Here is a 19,729-nt window from a genome sequence, read left to right on the forward strand (position 1 = left end):
ACGCAAAATCGAGAGCTGCCACCCATGAGCCAGCATGTCGTCGTTATCGGCGCCGGAATTGTCGGCGTATCTGCCGCGATCTGGCTGCGCCGCGCCGGGGCGCAGGTGACGCTGTTAGACCGGGCCGAGCCGGGCCGTGGCACTTCGCACGGCAATGGCGGCGTGCTGGCGGCTGCCGGGGTGGCCCCGGTGACCGGGCCGGGTCTGCTGCGCAAGGCACCGGGTATGTTGCGCGATCCTGAGTTCCCACTTTTCCTACGCTGGCCCTATGTCCCGCGTTTGCTGTCATGGTTGCGTCGCTACATGAGTCACGCCAATGATGCCGACACGCGCCGCATATCAGCCGGGCTCGCGCCTATCGTCAGCGACAGCGTGGCCCAGCACAAAGCCCTCTGCGCCGATCTGGGGCTGGAGGATTGGGTTCACGACAGTGACTACTGCTTTGCTTATACCAGCCGCGCTGCCTTCGAAGCCGAGAGCTACACTTGGGCGCTGCGCCGCGAGGCGGGCTTTGTGCCAGAGATCATCGAAGGCAGCGCGGTGCAGGAATTCGACCCAGCTTACGGCCCGCAGATCACCTGCGTCGCCCGGCTGGCCGACCACGGCTTCATCGCCGACCCCGGCGGCTATGTGCGCGCTTTGGCAAAGGCGTTTGAGGGGATGAACGGCACAATTAAACGGGCCGAGGTTGAGGACATCACGATCCTTGATGAAGAGGTCACCTCGGTCTTGACCGATCAAGGTCCCCTGCCCTGCGACGACGTGCTGCTGGCCACGGGCGTCTGGTCGAAACCGCTGATGCGCAAGCTGGGGATCAATGTGCCGCTGGAATCCGAACGCGGCTATCATATCGTGTTCAAGGATGCCGAGGGCGGCCCGTCACGCCCCACCATGATGGCGGCAGGCAAATTTGTCGCCACGCCCATGGCCGAGGGGCTGCGCTGCGCCGGGATCGTCGAGTTCGGCGGATTAGAAGCAGGCGCCTCCAAAGCGCCACTGGCGCTGCTGCGCCGTCAGGCCAAAGCCGCGTTTCCCAACCTCACCGCCGAGGAAGAGATCGAATGGCTGGGGCACCGACCCGCCCCCAGCGACTCGCTGCCCCTGATCGGGCAGATCGGGACGAGCCGGGTCTATACCGCCTTCGGGCATCACCACATCGGGTTGACGGGCGGGCCGAAAACGGGCCGACTGATCGCCGGATTGATCACGGGGCAGCCGCCAAACACGGATCTAACCCCGTATCACCCCCAGCGCTTTGACAGATAACGCCAAGCGCGCACGCAAATAAACAAGGGAGAAACCAAATGACACTGACAGCAAGACTGATGGCCGGCGCGGCGATGACCGCCCTGACACTCGGCACCGCCATGCCCGCCTTCGCGGCCGAGAAATGGGATATGCCTATGGCCTATTCGGCCTCGAACTTCCATTCCGAGAACGGCGTGCAATTCGCCGAATGCGTGACCGAAGCCACCGGCGGCGAGATCGAGATCACCGTGCATCCGGGCGGCGCGCTCTTTGCGGGTGCCGACATCAAACGCGCGATCCAGACCGGTCAGGTTCAGATCGGCGAGCGTCTGCTCTCTGGCCACCAAAACGAAAACGCAGTCTTCGGCTTTGACTCCATCCCCTTCCTCGCGCCTTCTTTCGAGGCGAGCGCAAAGCTCTGGGAAGCCGCCAAGCCCAAGGTCGAAGCCGTGCTGGAAGAGCAAAACCTCGTCCTGCTTTATAACGTGCCATGGCCGCCCCAAGGGCTCTACTTCAAGAAGGAAGTCGGCTCGGTCGAGGACATGAAGGGCGTGAAATTCCGCTCCTACAACAACACCACCGCGCGTCTGGCCGAACTGACCGGCATGTCGCCCGTCACCATCGAGGCCGCCGAAGTCAGCCAAGCCTTCGCCACCGGTGTCGCGGAATCGATGATTTCTTCGGGTGCCACCGGCTATGACCAGAAAGTCTGGGAAAGCCTGACGCATTTCTACGAAGTCGACGCATGGCTGCCGCGCAACTATGTGATGGTGAACGCCGATGTCTGGGCCGAAGTCACGGACGCCAACAAAGAAGCGATCACCACCTGCGCGACCGCAGCCGAAGAGCGCGGCCTTCAAGCCGCCAAGGACTACACCCAGTTTACCTATGACGGGTTGCGCGAAGGCGGCATGAATGTGGAGCCAGCCAGCGAGGAGCTGATGTCCGGCCTGCGTGAAGTGGGTGAAACAATGACGCAAGAGTGGCTTGAAGCCGCTGGCGAAGACGGCGCAGCAATCGTCGATGACTATAAGGCGATGCAATAATCGCACAACTTGCGGCGGTCCTGTTTGGGGCCGCCGTTCTCATGCCGGTGCATGATTTAGGGAGGGTCGGATGAAGACGCTGCGCAGACTATTGGACGGGCTTTATACCGGGGCGGGGGCGCTTGCGGCGCTCTGTCTTGTGGCCATCCTTACCTTGATCGTGACCCAGATGGTCGCCCGTTGGACCGGCAATGTCTTTCCGGGCGCTGCCAGCTATGCAGGCTACGCCATGGCCGGGGCCAGTTTCCTTGCCTTCGCCAATGCGCTGAACCGCGGCTCGCATATCCGCGTGTCGATCCTGCTCAACGCGCTGAGCACGGGCGGGAAGCGGCTGCTTAATATCTGGTGCTTCGCCGTGGCGGCGGCGGTCGCGTGGTATTTCACCTATTACGCCTATTGGTTCGTCTATTGGTCTTGGAAGTTCAACGAGGTCAGCCAAGACCAAGACGCCACGGCGCTGTGGATACCGCAATCTGTCATGGTGATCGGCGGCGGCATTCTCGCAATCGCGCTAACGGACAACCTTTTGCACCTCATCTTCAAGGGTGACCACCGCGTCACCCGTGACCTGGTCGACCAAAGCTTCGGGGAATGACGCCATGACCGAGATTTATGCCATTACCCTGTTTCTGATCGTCCTGTTCTTCCTCCTCGGCACCGGTGTCTGGGTTGGCCTAGCCCTGATGGGCGTGGCCTGGGTCGGGATGGAGCTTTTCACCACCCGCCCCGTGGGCGATGCAATGATCACCACGATCTGGGCCAGCTCTTCTAGCTGGACGCTGACCGCCCTGCCGCTTTTTGTCTGGATGGGCGAAATCCTTTACCGCACGCGATTGTCGCAAGACATGTTCCGCGGGCTGTCGCCTTGGCTCGCGAAACTGCCGGGCGGGCTGGTGCATACCAATATCGTCGGCTGCACGGTTTTTGCCGCCGTGTCGGGGTCTTCTGCCGCGACACTGACAACCGTCGGTAAGATGTCGATCCCGGAGCTTCGGGCGCGCAACTATCCCGAGAAGATGATCATCGGCACGCTGGCCGGGGCCGCGACACTGGGCCTGATGATCCCGCCTTCGCTGGCGCTGATTGTCTACGGCGTCACGGTGAACGAAAGCATCACCAAGCTCTTCTTTGCCGGCGTCATGCCCGGCCTGCTGCTGGCGCTGATGTTCATGGGCTATGTCGCGATCACCAGCAAGCTGTCGAAAGACTGGAACCCCGATGTCGAGACCGACATGAGCTTTGCCGACAAGCTGCGCAACTCGCGCTTCCTGCTGCCGGTCTTTGCGCTGATCTCGGTCGTGATTGGGTCGATGTACCTCGGCTTTGCCACGGCGACCGAAGCCGCCGCGATCGGCGTCATCGGTTCGCTGACGCTGGCGCTGTTCCAGGGCTCGCTGAACTGGCACAGCTTCCGCGAGAGCCTGATGGGCGCGATGCGCACCTCCGCCATGATCGCGCTGATCCTTGCCGGTGCGGCCTTCCTGAAACTGTCGATGGGGTTCACCGGCCTGCCCCGCGCCTTGGCCGATGGGATCGCGGCGATGGAACTGTCGCGCTTCGAGCTGCTGATGGCGCTTTTGGTCTTCTACATCGTGCTCGGCATGTTCCTCGATGGTATCTCCTCGGTCGTGCTGACCATGGCGGTAGTGGAACCGATGGTGCGCGGCGCAGGCATCGACCTGATCTGGTTCGGTATCTTCGTAGTCGTGGTCGTCGAAATGGCGCAGATCACCCCGCCGATTGGCTTCAACCTCTTTGTGCTGCAAGGCATGACCAATCACGAGATGGGCTATATCACCAAGGCCGCCCTGCCGATGTTTGCGATCATGGTCTTCATGGTTTTCGTGCTGATCTGGTTCCCCGAAGTGGCCACATGGTTGCCCGAGAACCTGCGCGGCGCACCGGTTTAGCGGTGAAGGGCCATGCGCTATATGCTGAGACTGGCCTCGCGCCATGCGCGGGTCTGCCTGATCCTCGGGCTGCTGGCGGGGCTGGCCCTGCCCAGCCTTGCGGCGGCGCTGGCCGGGTGGCTGCCGCAGATGGTGGCGGCGCTGCTGACAATCACCGCGCTCAGGATCGGGCATCGCGCCGCCCTTGGTGCGGTGCGCGATCTCATCTGGGGGCTGGCTTCGGTGCTGGCCTTGCAGACGCTGCTGCCTTTGCTGCTGTTGGGGGGCTTCGTACTGGCCGGGCTGGGGCAGACCCCTGCGGCACTGGCCGTGACCCTTGCCGCCGCCGCCCCGGCGCTCACGGGCAGCGTGAACCTCGCCCTGTTGATGCGGCTCGATGCGGGGCGGATGATGCAGCTGATGGTGCTGGGCACCGCCGCCTTTCCCTTGACCGTCCTGCCGGTGCTGGCGGCCCTGCCGCAACTCGGCCCGGCCTCGGAAATCGCCCTCGCCGCCCTGCGGCTCTTGGCCGTGATCCTTGGCGCGACGGGGCTGGGCTTTGCCCTGCGCCATGTTTTCCTGCAACATCCCACCCCCCGCCAGACCGAGGCGCTGGATGGCGCATCGGTGCTCGCCTTCTCGGTCATCGTGGTGGGGTTGATGGCCGCGCTGAACCCCGCGCTGCGCAGCGATCCATGGGCGGTGGCGGGCTGGACGCTGCTGGCCTTCGCCCTAAGCTATCTGTTGCAAGCGGGCACGTTGCTGCTGACCCGGCGCGGCCCGCTGCGCGCCGTGGCCGGACCATTGGCGATCGGCGCGGGCAACCGCAATATTGCGCTGTTTCTCGTGGCGCTGCCTGCGGATGTCATCGCGCCGATGATGATCTTTATCGGCTGCTGGCAACTGCCGATGTATCTGACCCCGGTGCTGCTGCCGCGCCTTTACGAAAGGATGCTTCGCAATGACTGACTGGCCCCGCATCCGCAGTGTCGGCCTCTCTGGCCTGTTGATCACCTTCGCCGAGAAGATGTCCGAACCCGCCAACCGCGCCGCGCTGGCATTTCGCGCGGCGGTCGAGGAACAGGACTGGCCCGAGGTGCGCGAGACCAGCTCCTCGCTGGTGTCGACTTTTGTGCAGTTTGAGGTCAGCCAAGAGGCGATCACCACGATGACCGACCGCCTGCGCGACCTGCTCGAAACCCGCGACTGGTTCGCCGAAGCCCTCCCCGCCGGGCGCAGCCTGTGGCATGCGCCCACGGTCTATGGCACCGACCTCGCCCCGCAGTTGGAGGAGGCCGCCGAGGCTGCGGGCCTCGACCCCGACGTGGCGATTGCGGAACTGTCTCAAACGCGGGTGCGGGTGCTGACCATCGGTTTTGCCCCCGGCCAGCCCTATATGGGCGAACTGCCCCCGCATTGGGATATTCCACGTCAACAGGGGCTGACGAAATCGGTGCCGCCGGGGGCGCTGGTCGTGGCAATCCGGCAGTTAATTATCTTCACCAATGCCTCCCCCACCGGCTGGCGGCACATTGGGCAAACTGCTTTCCGCACCTTCCGCCCCGGCAGCGATATGCCCTTTCCGCTGTCGCCGGGCGATGAGCTGATCTTCCCCTCCATCACCCGGCAAGAGTTCGACCGGATCGCCGACGACCCCACCGGCGGGGCCGAGCGGGAGGCGCTGACATGAGCGGCACGCTGACCATCCTCCAAGCTGGTCCGGCCATGACCATCCAAGACCTTGGCCGCCCCGGCTACCGCGCCGTTGGACTGACCCATGGCGGCGCGGCGGACCCGACCGCCCTGCACGAAGGTGCCGCCTTGCTGGGCCAAGACCCGAACTGTGCGGCACTTGAAATGGCGGGCAGCGGCGGCAGTTTCGAGGTCGATGAAGACATCCGCATCGCGCTGACCGGGGCGCAGATGCAAGTGAGCATCGACGGCGAGCCGGTCGCGTGGAACGCCAGCCACCTCCTGCCCGCCGGGGCGAAACTGGCCGTTGGCGGCGCGCGGGACGGGGCTTATGGCTACCTGCATGTGGGCGGCGGTTTTGATATTGAGCCGGTGATGGAGTCCCGTTCCAGCCATCTGGCCGCTGGCATTGGCGCGCTGCTGCAAAGCGGGGAGACCCTGCCGCTGAGGGCGGACAAGGGCCGTGAGACGAACCTCACCCTGCCCCGCGACAACCGCTTTGGCGCGGAGCGTGTGCGCATCGTCGCCTCCATGCAGACCGACGCGTTCGACGAAGCAACCCGCCAGCGGTTCACCGAAACCACCTTCCGCCGCGATGCCCGCGCCAACCGCATGGGCGCGCGGATGGATCACGACGCCGAAGGCTTCACCACCGGCGGGCAGCTGACCATCGTCTCCGAAGTCATCACACCCGGGGACATCCAAATCACCGGCGACGGCGCGCCCTTCGTGCTGATGTGCGAATGTCAGACCACCGGCGGCTACCCTCGCATCGGCACGGTGATCCCCTGCGACCTGCCGATCGTCGCGCAGGCGCAGCCCGGTACCGCGCTGCAATTCGCGTTCATCGACCTCGACGAAGCGCTGGCCGCCGAGACGCGCCACCGCGCCGACCTTGCCGCCCTGCCCAAACGCCGCCAACCGCTTTTGCGCGATCCCGCGCGCATCCGCGACCTCTTAGGCTATCAACTGATCTCTGGCGTGGTCTCGGCCACCGCCGACCCCTTCGAGAAGGACAAGACATGACCACCGTCGATCTTAATGCCGACATGGGTGAAAGCTTTGGCCCTTGGAAGATGGGCGACGACGCGGCGCTTCTGCGCGTCGTGACCTCGGCCAATATCGCTTGCGGTGGCCATGCGGGTGACGCCGATGTCATGGCGGCAACCATGCGGATGGCGCATGAGAACGGCGTCGGCATCGGCGCGCATCCGGGGTTCATGGACCTCGCCGGTTTTGGTCGCAACCGCATGGCGGTGCCGCGCGGCACCTTGCGGAACCAGATCCGCTATCAGGTCGCGGCAAGTGTCGGCATGGCCCGCAGCGTCGGCGCAGAGGTGCGGCACCTGAAGCTGCACGGCGCGCTGGCAAATATGGCGTCCGAAGATGAAGGCTTGGCCCGCGATCTTTATGAGGCGGCGCTAAGCGTGGCCCCCGATCTCATCGTTATGGTGCTGGCCGCCACGGCGCAGGAACGGGCGGTGAAATCACTGGGCTGCAAATGGGCGGGAGAAATCTTTGCCGACCGCCCCTATAACGACGACGCGACGCTGGTCGACCGCAGCAAACCGGGTGCTGTGATCCATGACGCCAGCACCGCCGCGGCGCGGATGGTCGAGATGGTCAAAGCGGGCGCAATCATCACTGAGAGCGGCAAGCATATCCCCACGCGGATCGACACGATCTGCCTGCATGGCGACACCACAGAGGCCGTTCAAATCGCAACCGCCGTCCGCAAGGGTTTGCAGGACGGCGGGGTAACTTTGGCAAAATTCGGCGGCAGCGTTTAGCTGCGCACCAGCTTTTCATAGTCCAAGGCAATCTCACGGGTCAGCGCGCCGACCTCAAATTTCCAGTCGCCGATCTGCCCCACCGGGGTCACTTCGGCGGCGGTGCCGGTCAGCCAGCACTGCTCGAAGCCGTCAAGTTCCTCGGGCATGATGTGGCGCTCGTGGACGGTGATGCCTTTGTCTTTCAACATGCCAATGACCGTCTGGCGGGTGATGCCATTGAGGAAGCAATCAGGCGTCGGCGTGTGCACTTCGCCATCCTTGACGAAGAAGATATTCGCGCCTGTCGCCTCGGCCACATAACCGCGGTAGTCGTACATCATCGCGTCCGAACAGCCCTTCGCCTCGGCCGCATGTTTGGACATGGTGCAAATCATATAGAGACCCGCCGCCTTGGCATGGCTCGGGATCGTCTCTGGCGAGGGGCGCTTCCATTTGGAGATGTCGAGCTTGGCGCCCTTCATCTTGGCGTCACCGTAATAGGCACCCCATTCCCATGCCGCGATGGCCAAGCGGACCGGGTTGCGGGCCGAGGCGACACCCATGTCTTCGCCCACACCGCGCCATGCGACCGCGCGCACATAGGCGTCTTGCAGACCAGAAGCCGCGAGGACTTCGGCCTTGGCGGCTTCGATCTCTTCAATGGTGTAGGGGATCTCGAAGTCGATCATCTCAGCCGAGCGCTTGAGCCGTTCGGAATGCTCCCGGCTTTTGAAGATTTTGCCGTTGTAGGCGCGCTCGCCCTCGAACACCGAAGACGCATAGTGCAGCGCATGGGTCAGGATGTGGACATTGGCCTCGCGCCACTCGACCATTTTGCCATCCATCCAGATGTGCCCGTCCCGGTTGTCATATCCGCCTGCCATGGTGTTTCCTCTCCAAATGACCCGCTATCTTTCCAAAAATTGCGCAAAAATCGGCAGAAGCAGACATTTAATTGCGCAAAACACGAGATTCGATAGCCTTTCACTATTGGAATGTCAACAAGGCTGACGTAAACTGATCCCCAACAGGCCCGAGAGAGAATGAGACATACTATGGCTGACGGGCGGATGATGGCCCCAAGCAGTGGCGACAGCCTGCTGTTTTTGACCGACGAACAACTGCGGCAGGGGATCGAGGCGATGTTCTTTGCCTATCGCGGTTTCACCGCTGATCCCGACCGGATTCTGGCCGATATGGCCTATGGCCGCGCCCATCACCGCGCCATCCACTTTATCAATCGCGCCCCCGGCACGACCGTGAATAACCTGCTCAACATCCTCGGGGTCACGAAACAATCGCTCAACCGTGTCTTGCGCACATTGATCGCCGATGGTCTGGTGCAAAGCAAGGTTGGCCGCAATGACAAGCGCGAGCGGCATCTGTTCCTGACCGACGAGGGTCGCAAGCTGGAACAGGAGCTATCGGACGCTCAGCGCGCGCGCATGCGGCTGGCCTTTCGCACCGCCGGCCCCGAAGCTGTGGCCGGCTTCAGAACGGTATTGGAGGCCATGATGGACCCCGAAATGCGCCAAAGCTTTGACCGGCTGCGCGAAAGCGCCCCATGAACGAACTCGACGCGCACCTGCTGGTTGTCGACGACGATGAGCGCATCCGCAGCCTGTTGAAGAAATTCTTGATGCGGCATGGCTTTCTGGTCAGCACCGCCCGCGATGCCGCCCATGCCCGCCGGGTGCTGGCCGGGTTGGAATTCGACCTCATCGTGCTCGACGTGATGATGCCCGGCGAAGACGGCATGGCGCTGACCCGATCCCTGCGCGAAAGCCTGCAAACGCCGATCTTGCTGCTGACCGCCAAGGGCGAGACCGACAACCGTATCGAAGGGTTGGAGGCCGGGGCGGATGATTACCTGCCCAAACCTTTTGAGCCGAAAGAACTGCTGCTGCGCATCAATGCGATCCTGCGCCGTATGCCCGATACCTCTGCCGCCGATGCTGCGCCGAAGGTGCTGTCGCTCGGTGTGATCCGTTATGACATGGAGCGGGGCGAGATGTGGCAGGGTGACGATCTGGTACGTCTCACCGCGACCGAAGTGCAGCTGATGAAGATCTTTGCCGCGCAACCCGGTGTCGCGCTCAGCCGGTCAAAACTTGTCGAAGAATTGGGCCGCGACCGGGGGCAAGCGCAGGAACGCGCGGTTGATGTTCAGATCACCCGGTTAAGACGCAAGATCGAGAGCGATCCGAAGCAGCCGCAATACCTGCAAACTGTGCGCGGCGCGGGCTATATGCTGGCCCCGGACTGACCCGGCCCTGCGGCGAAACACATAGGTAAAATTCATAAGGCCAGCCCGCTGGCAATGCCCGACGCGAAGCACTATTGTCGCGCGAAATTCCGACCAACGAGGCGCGCAATGTCTGACACACCCGTAGAAGAGATGAACTTTGAGACCGCCATGGCCGAGCTTGAAAAAGTGTTGGGCCAGCTTGAAAACGGCAATGTCGCGCTGGACGAAAGCATCGCGCTTTACGAACGCGGGGCGAAGCTTAAGGCGCGCTGCGAGACCAAGCTGAAAGAGGCCGAAGAAAAGGTTGCCGCGATCACGCTGGATGGCGATGGCAATCCCAATGGGCTGAAACCCGTCGAAGGGCTTTGACCGCCTGCATGACCTTCCAGCCCACCCCCCTTCCCTTTGCAGCGGCGCTTGCCCATGCCCGTGATCTGGCACAGGCGCAGATCGAAGCGGCCTTGGCCGAGCGCACAGGCCCGGTCGCCGAGGCGATGCGCTATGCCTGCGGCGGCGGCAAGGGGCTGCGCGGCTTTCTGGTGATCGAATCCGCCCGGCTGCATGGCATCGCCCCCGGCATGGCCGCCCCGGCAGCGGCAGCCATCGAGGCGCTGCATGCCTATTCTTTGGTGCATGACGATCTGCCCTGCATGGATGACGACGACCTGCGCCGGGGCCAGCCCACGGTACACCGCAAATGGGATGAGGCCACCGCCGTTCTGGCCGGAGATGCGCTGCAAACGCTGGCCTTTGAACTACTCGGGCAGCTTGCCTGCCCTGCAGAAGCGCGTCTGACCTTGATGACCAGCCTCGCCCAAGCGGCGGGCGTCGGCGGCATGGTCGGCGGCCAAGCGCTGGACATCGCCGCCGAAACCGCCCCCGCGCCGCTGTCGTTGGCCGAGATCACGGCGCTTCAGGCAGGCAAGACCGGCGCGCTGATTGAATGGTCGGCCATGGCTGGCCCACGCATGGCCGGAGCCGATGCCACGGCGCTTGGGGCTTACGCCAAACACCTTGGCCTTGCGTTCCAGATCGCCGATGACATCCTTGACGTTGAAGGCGACGCCGAGACCGTGGGCAAAGCCGTGGGCAAAGACGACGCAGCGGGCAAAGCGACCTTTGTGTCCCACCTTGGGCTGGCCGGGGCCAAGACCCGTGCCGCCGAATTGGTGGACATGGCCTGTGACGCCCTATCTGACTATGGATCAGAGGCGCAGAGCTTGCGAGCGGCTGCCGCCTTCGTTATTGCCCGCGACAGCTAGCCGGGCGGCACATGCGCCAATGCGGCACCAGAGAGGCCCCGATGAGTGACAAACCCGCCACCCCCCTGCTTGATCAGGTGACCCGCCCTGCGGACCTGAAACGCCTGTCCGACGCCGAACTGACCCAAGTCGCGCGTGAACTGCGGGCCGAGACGATCTCGGCCGTGTCGGAAACCGGCGGACACTTGGGCGCGGGGCTTGGTGTGGTGGAGCTGACCGTGGCGCTGCATGCGGTCTTTGACACCCCGCGCGACAAGATCATCTGGGATGTCAGCCACCAGTGCTACCCGCATAAAATCCTTACTGAACGCCGCGACCGTATTCGCAGCCTGCGGATGAAGGACGGGCTGTCAGGCTTCACCAAACGCAGCGAATCCCCCTACGACCCCTTCGGCGCGGCGCATAGTTCGACCTCCATCTCGGCAGCGCTCGGCTTTGCCGTCGGCCGCGATCTGGGCGGTGTGATCCCCGAAGGACTGGGCGACGCGATTGCCGTGATCGGTGACGGCGCGATGAGCGCGGGCATGGCCTATGAGGCGCTTAACAACGCGGGCGATCTGAAAAAACGCCTGATCGTAATCCTCAACGACAATGAGATGTCCATCGCCCCGCCCGTGGGCGCGATGTCGAGCTACCTCAGCCGCCTCTACGCCGAAGCGCCGTTTCAAGATTTCAAGGCCGCCGCCAAGGGCGCAGTGAGCCTGCTGCCCGAACCGTTCCGCGAAGGCGCGAAACGCGCAAAGGATATGCTGAAGGGCATGGCGGTCGGCGGCACCCTGTTCGAGAACCTCGGCTTTTCCTACCTCGGCCCGATCAACGGGCACGACATGGACCAGTTGCTGCCCGTGCTGCGCACCGTTCATCAACGCGCGACGGGGCCGATCCTGATCCACATCCAGACGCAAAAGGGCAAAGGCTATGGCCCTGCCGAAGCCGCGCGGGATCGGGGCCACGCCACGGCCAAGTTCAACGTGGTGACGGGCGAGCAAAAGAAAGCCCCCTCAAACGCGCCGAGCTATACCCGCGTTTTCGCCGACAGCCTGCTGGCCGAGGCCGCCGAGGACGACAAGATCTGCGCCGTGACAGCCGCCATGCCCGACGGCACCGGCCTTGATCTTTTCGCCGAACGCTACCCCAGCCGCTGCTTCGACGTGGGCATTGCCGAACAGCATGGGGTGACCTTCTGCGCAGGGCTGGCGGCGGCGGGGATGAAACCCTTCTGCGCGATGTATTCCACCTTCCTGCAACGCGGTTACGATCAGGTCGTGCATGATGTCGCAATTCAGCGTCTGCCCGTGCGCTTCGCCATCGACCGCGCCGGATTGGTCGGCGCTGACGGGCCAACCCACGCAGGCGCATTTGATGTGGCTTTCCTCGCCAATCTGCCGGGTTTCGTGGTGATGGCCGCCGCAGACGAGGCCGAGTTGCGCCATATGGTCGCCACCGCAGCCGCCCATGACGAAGGCCCCATCGCCTTCCGCTATCCGCGCGGCGAGGGGCGCGGGGTCGAGATGCCAGAGCGCGGCACGCCACTGGAAATCGGCAAGGGGCGGATCATTTCTGAGGGCAGCAAGGTCGCGCTTTTGTCCTTTGGCACGCGGCTCGAAGAAGTCGAGAAAGCCGCCGAACAGCTTAGCGCCAAGGGCATCACCCCCACCATCGCCGATGCGCGTTTCGCCAAGCCGCTGGACCGCGATATGATCCTGAAACTGGCCGCCGAGCACGAAGCGCTCATCACCATCGAAGAGGGTGCCGTAGGCGGCTTTGGCAGCCATGTGGCGCAACTGCTTGCCGATGAGGCGGTCTTTGATAAGGGGCTTAAGTTCCGCTCCATGGTGCTGCCCGATACCTTCATCGATCAGGCCAGCCCGGCGGATATGTACGCCGTGGCGGGGATGAACGCTGAACAGATCACTGCCAAGGTGCTCGATGTGCTCGGCGTCGCTGAGTTAGGCGCGCAGCGCGCCTAACTGGTGGCGGTCAGCACCAGCAGACCGCCCGCGACCAGCGTGATCGCCACGCAGAGATAGCCCAAAAGCACGTAGAGCCCGTCGCGGGTGAACAGGCCGAAAACCAGCAGCGCCACGGTGCCAGCGCCTAGCGATGACATCATCGGAAGCACCTCCATAAAGGGCCAGCCGAAGGGGATAATTGTCACCATGACGAGCGTGATAAAACGCATTTTCCCCGTGGTCAGAAACTGAAGCCGAGGCTTGCAACGCCCATCAACAAAGGCGCAGGGACGGCGCAGAAAACGCACGCAGCCGCTCAACCGATGGCCCGCGACCTCTCGCCGCAATAGAAACTGCGGCATCCATAGCCTGCGCCGCCCGGTCACGGCCTGCACGGCCAGCAGAATGATCGTCACCGCCGCAAGGGTTGACACGCCGGGAATGCCCGACAGGGGCGAGACCAGCAGCAAGGCGACGATCAAGATCAACGGCGTAATCGAGCGGTCGCCGATCTCATGCAATACATCGTTGATCGACACCGCTTCCTTCTCGGCCGCGCGCTCCATACTATCGAGTAGATGGGCCAAGGTGTGTTCGTCTTGACGCATGCAGAGCCTCAGGTTCAGTCATCCGACCCCAAAAGCGCGGCCAGACCAGAGCGGTAGTCGGGGTAGATCGGTTGCCAGCTCAACGCCGCCTTGGCATGATCGTTCCTCACCTTCTTGCTCTCCGCATAGAAACTGCGGGCCATGGGGGTCATCTCGGCGTCGTCGAAATCCACCGCCGGGGGTAAGGGCAGGCCCAAGAGGTCGGCGGCATGGCCGATGACATCCTGCGGCGGCGCGGGATCGTCGTCGCACAGGTTATAGACCGCGCCCGGTTGCGGATTGGCCAGCGACAGTTCCAACGCTTGGGCGATATCCTCCACATGGATGCGGGAAAAGACTTGGCCTTGCTTGATGATCCGCCGTGCCGTGCCCTTGCGCACCTTGGCAAATGGCCCGCGTCCGGGGCCGTAGATGCCCGCCAGCCGAAAGATATGCAGCGGCAGGTCTGGGATCGCGCCCCATGCGGCCTCGGCTTGCACCCGCGCTGCACCGCGTCGGGTTGAGGGGGCGAGAGGTGTATTTTCATCCACCCAATCGCCGCCGTGATCGCCGTAGACACCGGTGGTCGACAGATAGCCGACCCATCGCAGATGAGGGGCCGCGGCGGCGATTTCATTGTGCAGGTCCAACAGCACCGGGTCGCCCTCTGGCCCCGGCCCGGCCGAGACCAAGAGGTTAGGAACCTGCTGCAAAAGCGGGATCACATCGTCGCCGGGCCAAAGCATAGACTCCACCCCGGTCGCAGCGATTTCATCCAATTTTTCAGGGCTGCGGGTGGTCCCAATGACGCGCCAGCCTTGCGGGATCAGCCGCGCCGCCAATGCGCGGGCGCTATAGCCGTGGCCAAGTGATAGAAGCGTCTTATCCATGCCGTCAAAGTGGCCCACGCGGGCTCTGGTCACAAGCACCAAGCGGTGAATTTAATCTTTCAAAAGATCAATCGCCATATAGCCAAACTGCGGCCCGGCCCATTGCCGCGAGCGGCGGATTTTGCCTGTGCCAGCCTCTACCCAATAGTCATTGCTGAAGGTGGTCTCGCCATAGGCGCAGTCTTCGCGGAAGTGACGGGCCGACAGGCGCCGATCCACGATCTGGATCGTCTCGGACCCCAGATGTGTCACATCGCAGGCGAAGGGCACCGTCTGCGCCGTGCCATCCAGCCGCGCAAGCGTAATCAGCCGTTCGCCCCCGCCGCCCTGTCCGTCGCGCGCCGCGATCACCGTCTGAGCCTCAGCAGACCGCATGTCACCGCCCAGCCCCTTGGTGCCCACCAGAGCGCCTTCCCGCAGGATGACCTGTATTTGATCGGACGATTGCCAGACTTCGACCGTGCCAGGTGTGCCATCGGATCGCTGAGCAACCCGCTGGAGGAAGTCTTGCAACCCTGTCTTTTCGGGCACCACCTGCAAAACCGCGCCGGGCGTCTTATCGAGCAGCGCACGGGTCACGGTGACCTTGCCTTTGGCGGGTGCCTCTGGCCCCGTGCGGGCCTTGAGAATGGTGAACAGCGTGCTGCCCGCGCTGAACAGCGGGCTGCGTTCCGCTTCGCGCCCGCCACCGGCACAGGCGGTCAAAGCAAGGCTGGCGATCAGAAGAAGGCCGGTTGCAAGATGCTTCATTCCCAGACCCTCGACCATTGATCTTCTAATGCGTTGCGGTGGCCACTGCGCACCTGTTCATACAAACGACCCGGCACTTCAAGCCGCGCCCCGCCATCGCGTTGGATGGGCCGGATCGTGGTCGAAACGCTGCGCTTGTCCGGTTCGCCAAGGAACCAACCGATTGGGATCGTCAGGTTGATCCCTTTGTCAAAGGAGCCTTCGCCGAAGTCATCAGCCGAAACATCCGTGATGGTGAAGAACCCACCGACCTTCCAGCCGTTGGCGAATTCGCGTGTCAGGGTCACCGTCGCGCCGACGTCCCCTGCCAGATAGCGGCCTACGTCCAACTGCCCGTGATAGCCGCCGCCCATCTCGTAATAGGCCGAAACATGGCCCGTCGCGACGCTGTAGTCGAGAAAACCCAAACCGCCATCATAGTCGCGTTGCTTAACGTAGTTTGCTTCAACCCCAAGGGCGAGGTTGCTGCTCACAGGCTTCCACAAAAGCTCAGCCGAGACGCCGCCGAACATCCGCTCTAGATAGCCCGCTGAGACCCGCGCATATAGATCGTTTCCGGCCTTCCATTGCTTGCTTACATAGGCGTTGTCGATGAACGTATCGCCTTCGTTGGCATAGCGCGGCCCATCGGTGCGAACATGTGGCAGAACGGAATTACTTTCTTGGGATTTATCGCCGACATTGCCAAACAAGCGATGCTTTAGTCCGCCCGCGATCGTCCAACCCGGTGCAGGTCGATAGGCCGCCGTGGCCTCTATGCCGCCATCAAGGCGAACCGGCTCTTCCGGGTCGAAATAGCTGGGGGATACATAGGGGCCGATGGACCAAGCAAAATCGGGATAGAGGTCATCATTCTCTAGAGCATCCGGAAGGCGCGGTGCCGCCTCTCCTATGCCGGCCACGGCCAAAAGCGCATCTGCCGCCTGCGGATCATATGCCAAAGCCTCAAGGTCGGAACGCCGCACGGTCACCGCCGATTGCGCCAGCCCCCCTTCGACCAGAACGATACGGAACGTCTCAACCGATGCGGGCAATACCCACGCCAAGGCCCGCGCAGCACGGCCCACCGCGACCGCCGGAGCCTGATACTGATCATTGCGCAGTCGCAGCTCGGCCTGCGCGGAATCAAGCTTTAGCGCCACCAATGACAGATCACTGGCAGCCAAAACCTCTTTGACCTGATCGCGCAGGCTGCGCTGCTGGTTGGTGCTCGCAGCCCATTGCGTATCCCAAGCTGCCGGGGATGCCGCGCGGTTTGGCCGTACTTTCAGCGGTGCAACGGGGGTGATTTTAACGGGATTAAGCGGTTTGCGGGGGTTTAGCTGGTATTGCAGGTTAACCCCAATTTCCGATCCATAAAGGTAATAGGCGCCCAAGCGCAGCCCATCGGAGTATTGGTACTCTGTGCCGAAGTTGAACTGGGATTTGCGCGTAAAAATCTCGCGCGAGCCGTCTTCGGTTTCATAGGCGTCGGAACTGTATTCTGCTTTGACGGTCCAGCGGTCATTCACCGCCCATTCGACCCCAGCGAACGGGGCAGCTTCCCCGCGAAACCACTGATCGAAAGAGGGTTCGCCCCCCGTGTCGCCCGCATCAAATGCCCCGCGGTTGCCACCGAAAGGCGTACCGATGCTGCCATGACTTCCCAGCCGTCCCCAGCCCAAACCGCCGGTCACCTTGATGCTGCCGGGCAACACTGTGTTGTCAAAGCTCTTGGTGGCGACGACATATTCGCCAGCGTAAATGCCGGTGCCTGCAAAATCTTGCAGGCCGACGGTGATCGCGGGCCAAAAATCGTCTTCTTTCTTCAAAAGGTAGCGGACGTCAAAGCTGCGGTCGCGGTAGGTGTCAAAGTTGCTGCGAACAACGTCGTTCCAATCCCGTAGCCCAACATAACGGAAACTCGCCGATAGGCGCGGTGTGGCCTGAAAGGTAATCGTGCTGCGGGTCATGCCTGCAAAGCTTGATACGCCGACCGTAAACTGCCCATCTGGCAGCGCATGAGCAGTGGGCATATCAACCAAGCCCGGCGAGCCATAGAAGTTCAAAGAAGGCCGGTCTGGAGTTTCGAATATGTGGTAGGTCGGGTCGGCCAGCGCGATGCTGGGCAGCGCCACGCCCGCCAAAAGCATAGACACTGCAGGGCCACGGCGCAGCTTGCGCGTTCTCAATTCCGTCCCATGATCCACGAGCCGCCCCTTACCTGCACTATTTGTTGCCCTGATTTGGCACGGACGCGGCCTGCAAATCAATGTCTGTCCCGCCGCTCATTTGTTGCGCCGCAAATGCGCGGCAATATCGCGACATGTACCGCCCGGTCAGGAGGACTTTCTCAGGGCCTCTGGCGCGGCAAAGCCTTCGACCCAGCGATAAACCACCTGACGGGCCAAATCCTCATCGTTAGCGACAAGCGCTTCGCGTAGATCCCGCAGGACCGAGGCGATTTCAAGTTCGTTCAACCCATCTTCCCGAGCCGAGTAGATCTTGGGGTGGGCCGTGTTAAGAAGCACACCGCTGAGCGTCAGTTCCTCGGTCATCTTTTCGCCGGGGCGCAGGCCGGTGATCTCGATCTCAATATCGCCATCTGGGTTATCTTCATCCCGCACAGTGTAACCGGCGGTTTCGATAACCTGACGGGCCAGTTTGAGGATGGGAACAGGCTTGCCCATGTCCAGAACAAAGACCTCCCCCCCCTGAGCCAAGGATCCGGCCTGCAACACCAGGCGCACGGCCTCTTCGACGGTCATGAAATAACGCGCCACGCCACGGTCGGTCACTGTCAACGGTCCGCCCCGGCTGACCTGCTCTTGAAACAGCGGCACGACAGACCCAGATGACCCCAGCACATTACCAAAGCGCACCATGGAAAAGATGACGCCAGCCTCGCCACCATATTTGCGTGCCATGTCTTGAATGACGAGTTCAGCAAGCCGCTTGGACCCGCCCATGATATTCGTCGGGCGCACGGCTTTGTCGGTCGAGATGAGGATAAAACGTTCCACACCCGCGCGGGCGGCCTGTTCGGCCAATGACTGCGTGCCCAGTACATTGTTCACCAACCCAGAAAGCGGGTTCGCCTCGACCAGTGGGACATGCTTATAGGCTGCTGCATGGAGGATCACATTGACCTTATGCTGCGACAATACTTTGCGCAGTTGCCGAGAATCGGTCACTGTGCCCAAGACTGAAACGATCTCGATGTCGCTAACTTCGGCAAGCTGCCGGATTTCCATGTCAGCGTTATAAAGCGCAAGCTCACTCAGTTCAAAAAGAACCAATTTGGTCGGACGGCAAAGCAATACCTGGCGGCAAAGTTCAGACCCGATCGAGCCGCCTGCACCAGAGACAAAAACCACCTTATCTGCATAGCTGCCCACCCCTTCATCAATCCGAGAGGCGATCTCATCCCGGTTGAGAAAACGGCGCGGAGCCACGGGAGAGAGTTTGTCGACCAAGGCTTCTTCGCCGATCAATTGGGCGAATGAAGGAAGGGTCTGCACCTCAAGCCCCAGCTTCTCCAACCGCCGCGCGATCTGCGCCTGCTTCGGCGTGCTCAGCGACGGCACGGCCAACAGCACGCGGTCGATTTGCTTTTCAACGACCAACTCAGCAATGCCCAGCGGAGAGTAAACCGGAAGCTTGGACACGTTGAGCCCTTGCAGGCCGATATTATCATCGACAAAGGCGATAGGTTCGATGATTTCATGTCCACGCAGCGCCGACACCAACTGCGTTCCCGTGGTGCCCGCGCCATAGATCAATACCCGGCAGCGCCCGTCTCCCAAACGATAGATTTTCAGCACGATGTGCAGCAGCACTACGCGCGAAAGCACCACGAGGGAGAAAAAGATCGCCCCGAACATAATGTGCACGCCGAGCGGAAAATCGAGCTCCAGAACAGACGCAGAAAGTAGGGAAACGGCAGACAGGATTGTCGCCAATATCGCCGTGCTTCCGACCGCTGCGGTCTCATAAGCGTTCAACTGGGTGCTACAAACCCCAAGCCGGATCGAGACAAATATACCGACGATTACAGTGACTGGCAGAACCGGGGCATAGCCGCCTAGAGTGTCGAGGAAATGTTCGGGTAGTCCGCGTACTGCCAAGGCAAAAATAGTCGCACAAACGATCAGGAGCGAATCCAGCGTCAGCATAATCATACGCTTTTGCCGTTTGGTCAGCGACTTGATAATGCTCAGCATGCGCCGTTCCCTTACTTGCGACTATTTCTGCGAGCGCACGGCGCTCGGAGCGCGACGTTAATGTCTATCGTCCATGCATCCCCTAGCGCATAGCATCAAGCACGAAATATACTACCTGTGCGCGTTAAATCCTTAAACGAATCTAAAACTGCTTAATTATGCAGCACACAATGCCATGGTTTCCTTGGAAA

Annotated in this window: 19 protein-coding genes; 13 read left to right on the top strand and 6 right to left on the bottom strand. The window is 62.2% G+C overall.

What is annotated here, in order from left to right; all coding sequences use genetic code 11:
- Positions 1–24: 24 nt before the first annotated feature.
- The 8 genes from ACSQ16_RS18200 to ACSQ16_RS18235 all read left to right on the top strand — a co-directional run bounded on the left by ACSQ16_RS18200 (position 25) and on the right by ACSQ16_RS18235 (position 7,665).
- Positions 25–1,266 (top strand): NAD(P)/FAD-dependent oxidoreductase, encoded by a 1,242-nt coding sequence (locus ACSQ16_RS18200; RefSeq protein WP_243262011.1) that lies wholly within the window; start codon positions 25–27, stop codon positions 1,264–1,266.
- Between the two features lie 38 nt (positions 1,267–1,304).
- Complete coding sequence (locus tag ACSQ16_RS18205; RefSeq protein WP_243262010.1) at positions 1,305–2,294, top strand: TRAP transporter substrate-binding protein; 990 nt, start codon at positions 1,305–1,307, stop codon at positions 2,292–2,294.
- A 70-nt stretch (positions 2,295–2,364) separates the two neighbouring features.
- Entirely contained in the window at positions 2,365–2,889 is a 525-nt protein-coding gene (locus ACSQ16_RS18210) for a TRAP transporter small permease (RefSeq protein WP_243262009.1), read from the top strand.
- Positions 2,890–2,893: 4 nt separating this feature from the next.
- Positions 2,894–4,204, top strand: a complete 1,311-nt coding sequence (locus ACSQ16_RS18215) for a TRAP transporter large permease (protein WP_243262008.1) — start codon at positions 2,894–2,896, stop codon at positions 4,202–4,204.
- A 12-nt stretch (positions 4,205–4,216) separates the two neighbouring features.
- Positions 4,217–5,152, top strand: coding sequence for a hypothetical protein (locus tag ACSQ16_RS18220; RefSeq protein ID WP_435988576.1), 936 nt, complete (start codon positions 4,217–4,219; stop codon positions 5,150–5,152).
- Positions 5,145–5,873 carry a 5-oxoprolinase subunit B family protein gene (locus ACSQ16_RS18225; RefSeq protein ID WP_243262006.1) on the top strand — a complete coding sequence of 243 codons (729 nt, stop codon included), beginning with the start codon at positions 5,145–5,147 and terminating at the stop codon, positions 5,871–5,873. Before ACSQ16_RS18220 ends, ACSQ16_RS18225 begins: the two co-directional genes overlap by 8 nt.
- Positions 5,870–6,901: a biotin-dependent carboxyltransferase family protein gene (locus ACSQ16_RS18230; RefSeq protein WP_243262005.1), complete on the top strand. Its 1,032-nt coding sequence runs from the start codon at positions 5,870–5,872 to the stop codon at positions 6,899–6,901. The genes ACSQ16_RS18225 and ACSQ16_RS18230 overlap by 4 nt, the downstream gene beginning before the upstream one ends.
- On the top strand, positions 6,898–7,665 hold the full coding sequence (locus tag ACSQ16_RS18235) for a LamB/YcsF family protein (protein WP_243262003.1): 768 nt from the start codon (positions 6,898–6,900) through the stop codon (positions 7,663–7,665). The genes ACSQ16_RS18230 and ACSQ16_RS18235 overlap by 4 nt, the downstream gene beginning before the upstream one ends.
- Here the strand turns inward: ACSQ16_RS18235 and ACSQ16_RS18240 are convergent.
- The gene (locus ACSQ16_RS18240; RefSeq protein ID WP_243262002.1) at positions 7,662–8,531 is read right to left on the bottom strand and encodes a branched-chain amino acid aminotransferase; all 870 of its coding nucleotides are present in this window, start codon (positions 8,529–8,531) and stop codon (positions 7,662–7,664) included. The two genes, ACSQ16_RS18235 and ACSQ16_RS18240, sit on opposite strands and share 4 nt — an antisense overlap.
- Positions 8,532–8,702: 171 nt before the next feature.
- Here ACSQ16_RS18240 and ACSQ16_RS18245 point away from each other — a divergent pair, with 171 nt between their 5' ends.
- From ACSQ16_RS18245 to dxs, 5 genes are all read left to right on the top strand, one after another.
- On the top strand, positions 8,703–9,215 hold the full coding sequence (locus tag ACSQ16_RS18245) for a MarR family winged helix-turn-helix transcriptional regulator (RefSeq protein WP_067264985.1): 513 nt from the start codon (positions 8,703–8,705) through the stop codon (positions 9,213–9,215).
- Entirely contained in the window at positions 9,212–9,913 is a 702-nt protein-coding gene (locus tag ACSQ16_RS18250; protein WP_243262000.1) for a response regulator, read from the top strand. Before ACSQ16_RS18245 ends, ACSQ16_RS18250 begins: the two co-directional genes overlap by 4 nt.
- A 108-nt stretch (positions 9,914–10,021) precedes the next feature.
- On the top strand, positions 10,022–10,264 hold the full coding sequence (locus ACSQ16_RS18255) for an exodeoxyribonuclease VII small subunit (protein ID WP_067264990.1): 243 nt from the start codon (positions 10,022–10,024) through the stop codon (positions 10,262–10,264).
- 8 nt (positions 10,265–10,272) lie between these two features.
- Positions 10,273–11,157 carry a polyprenyl synthetase family protein gene (locus tag ACSQ16_RS18260; protein ID WP_243261999.1) on the top strand — a complete coding sequence of 295 codons (885 nt, stop codon included), beginning with the start codon at positions 10,273–10,275 and terminating at the stop codon, positions 11,155–11,157.
- Positions 11,158–11,198: 41 nt separating this feature from the next.
- The gene (dxs, locus tag ACSQ16_RS18265) at positions 11,199–13,127 is read left to right on the top strand and encodes a 1-deoxy-D-xylulose-5-phosphate synthase (RefSeq protein ID WP_243261997.1); all 1,929 of its coding nucleotides are present in this window, start codon (positions 11,199–11,201) and stop codon (positions 13,125–13,127) included.
- Here dxs and ACSQ16_RS18270 read toward each other — a convergent pair.
- The 5 genes from ACSQ16_RS18270 to ACSQ16_RS18290 form a co-directional block, all read right to left on the bottom strand.
- Entirely contained in the window at positions 13,124–13,717 is a 594-nt protein-coding gene (locus tag ACSQ16_RS18270; protein WP_243261996.1) for an exopolysaccharide biosynthesis protein, read from the bottom strand. The genes dxs and ACSQ16_RS18270 overlap by 4 nt on opposite strands.
- Positions 13,718–13,731: 14 nt before the next feature.
- A complete protein-coding gene (locus ACSQ16_RS18275) occupies positions 13,732–14,586 on the bottom strand; it encodes an SDR family oxidoreductase (protein ID WP_243261995.1) in 855 nt (284 codons plus the stop codon).
- Positions 14,587–14,637: 51 nt separating this feature from the next.
- Complete coding sequence (locus tag ACSQ16_RS18280; RefSeq protein WP_243261994.1) at positions 14,638–15,336, bottom strand: YjbF family lipoprotein; 699 nt, start codon at positions 15,334–15,336, stop codon at positions 14,638–14,640.
- Positions 15,333–17,525: a YjbH domain-containing protein gene (locus ACSQ16_RS18285; RefSeq protein ID WP_317405580.1), complete on the bottom strand. Its 2,193-nt coding sequence runs from the start codon at positions 17,523–17,525 to the stop codon at positions 15,333–15,335. The genes ACSQ16_RS18280 and ACSQ16_RS18285 overlap by 4 nt, the downstream gene beginning before the upstream one ends.
- Before the next feature lie 129 nt (positions 17,526–17,654).
- Positions 17,655–19,538 (bottom strand): polysaccharide biosynthesis protein, encoded by a 1,884-nt coding sequence (locus tag ACSQ16_RS18290; RefSeq protein WP_243261992.1) that lies wholly within the window; start codon positions 19,536–19,538, stop codon positions 17,655–17,657.
- Between the last annotated feature and the right edge of the window lie 191 nt (positions 19,539–19,729).

This window comes from Sulfitobacter sp. SH24 (genome assembly GCF_965641895.1).
In the GTDB taxonomy this organism is placed as follows: Bacteria; Pseudomonadota; Alphaproteobacteria; order Rhodobacterales; family Rhodobacteraceae; genus Sulfitobacter; species Sulfitobacter dubius.

Excerpts from the sequence above, each read along its gene's own strand:
- ACSQ16_RS18275 (WP_243261995.1), bottom strand. The coding sequence starts at position 14,586 with ATGGATAAGACGCTTCTATCACTTGGCCACGGCTATAGCGCCCGCGCA.
- ACSQ16_RS18240 (WP_243262002.1), bottom strand. The coding sequence starts at position 8,531 with ATGGCAGGCGGATATGACAACCGGGACGGGCACATCTGGATGGATGGC.
- dxs (WP_243261997.1), top strand. The coding sequence starts at position 11,199 with ATGAGTGACAAACCCGCCACCCCCCTGCTTGATCAGGTGACCCGCCCT.
- ACSQ16_RS18200 (WP_243262011.1), top strand. The coding sequence starts at position 25 with ATGAGCCAGCATGTCGTCGTTATCGGCGCCGGAATTGTCGGCGTATCT.
- ACSQ16_RS18225 (WP_243262006.1), top strand. The coding sequence starts at position 5,145 with ATGACTGACTGGCCCCGCATCCGCAGTGTCGGCCTCTCTGGCCTGTTG.
- ACSQ16_RS18205 (WP_243262010.1), top strand. The coding sequence starts at position 1,305 with ATGACACTGACAGCAAGACTGATGGCCGGCGCGGCGATGACCGCCCTG.
- ACSQ16_RS18230 (WP_243262005.1), top strand. The coding sequence starts at position 5,870 with ATGAGCGGCACGCTGACCATCCTCCAAGCTGGTCCGGCCATGACCATC.
- ACSQ16_RS18290 (WP_243261992.1), bottom strand. The coding sequence starts at position 19,538 with ATGCTGAGCATTATCAAGTCGCTGACCAAACGGCAAAAGCGTATGATT.
- ACSQ16_RS18215 (WP_243262008.1), top strand. The coding sequence starts at position 2,894 with ATGACCGAGATTTATGCCATTACCCTGTTTCTGATCGTCCTGTTCTTC.
- ACSQ16_RS18280 (WP_243261994.1), bottom strand. The coding sequence starts at position 15,336 with ATGAAGCATCTTGCAACCGGCCTTCTTCTGATCGCCAGCCTTGCTTTG.
- ACSQ16_RS18235 (WP_243262003.1), top strand. The coding sequence starts at position 6,898 with ATGACCACCGTCGATCTTAATGCCGACATGGGTGAAAGCTTTGGCCCT.
- ACSQ16_RS18270 (WP_243261996.1), bottom strand. The coding sequence starts at position 13,717 with ATGCGTCAAGACGAACACACCTTGGCCCATCTACTCGATAGTATGGAG.
- ACSQ16_RS18210 (WP_243262009.1), top strand. The coding sequence starts at position 2,365 with ATGAAGACGCTGCGCAGACTATTGGACGGGCTTTATACCGGGGCGGGG.
- ACSQ16_RS18250 (WP_243262000.1), top strand. The coding sequence starts at position 9,212 with ATGAACGAACTCGACGCGCACCTGCTGGTTGTCGACGACGATGAGCGC.
- ACSQ16_RS18260 (WP_243261999.1), top strand. The coding sequence starts at position 10,273 with ATGACCTTCCAGCCCACCCCCCTTCCCTTTGCAGCGGCGCTTGCCCAT.
- ACSQ16_RS18255 (WP_067264990.1), top strand. The coding sequence starts at position 10,022 with ATGTCTGACACACCCGTAGAAGAGATGAACTTTGAGACCGCCATGGCC.
- ACSQ16_RS18245 (WP_067264985.1), top strand. The coding sequence starts at position 8,703 with ATGGCTGACGGGCGGATGATGGCCCCAAGCAGTGGCGACAGCCTGCTG.
- ACSQ16_RS18220 (WP_435988576.1), top strand. The coding sequence starts at position 4,217 with ATGCGCTATATGCTGAGACTGGCCTCGCGCCATGCGCGGGTCTGCCTG.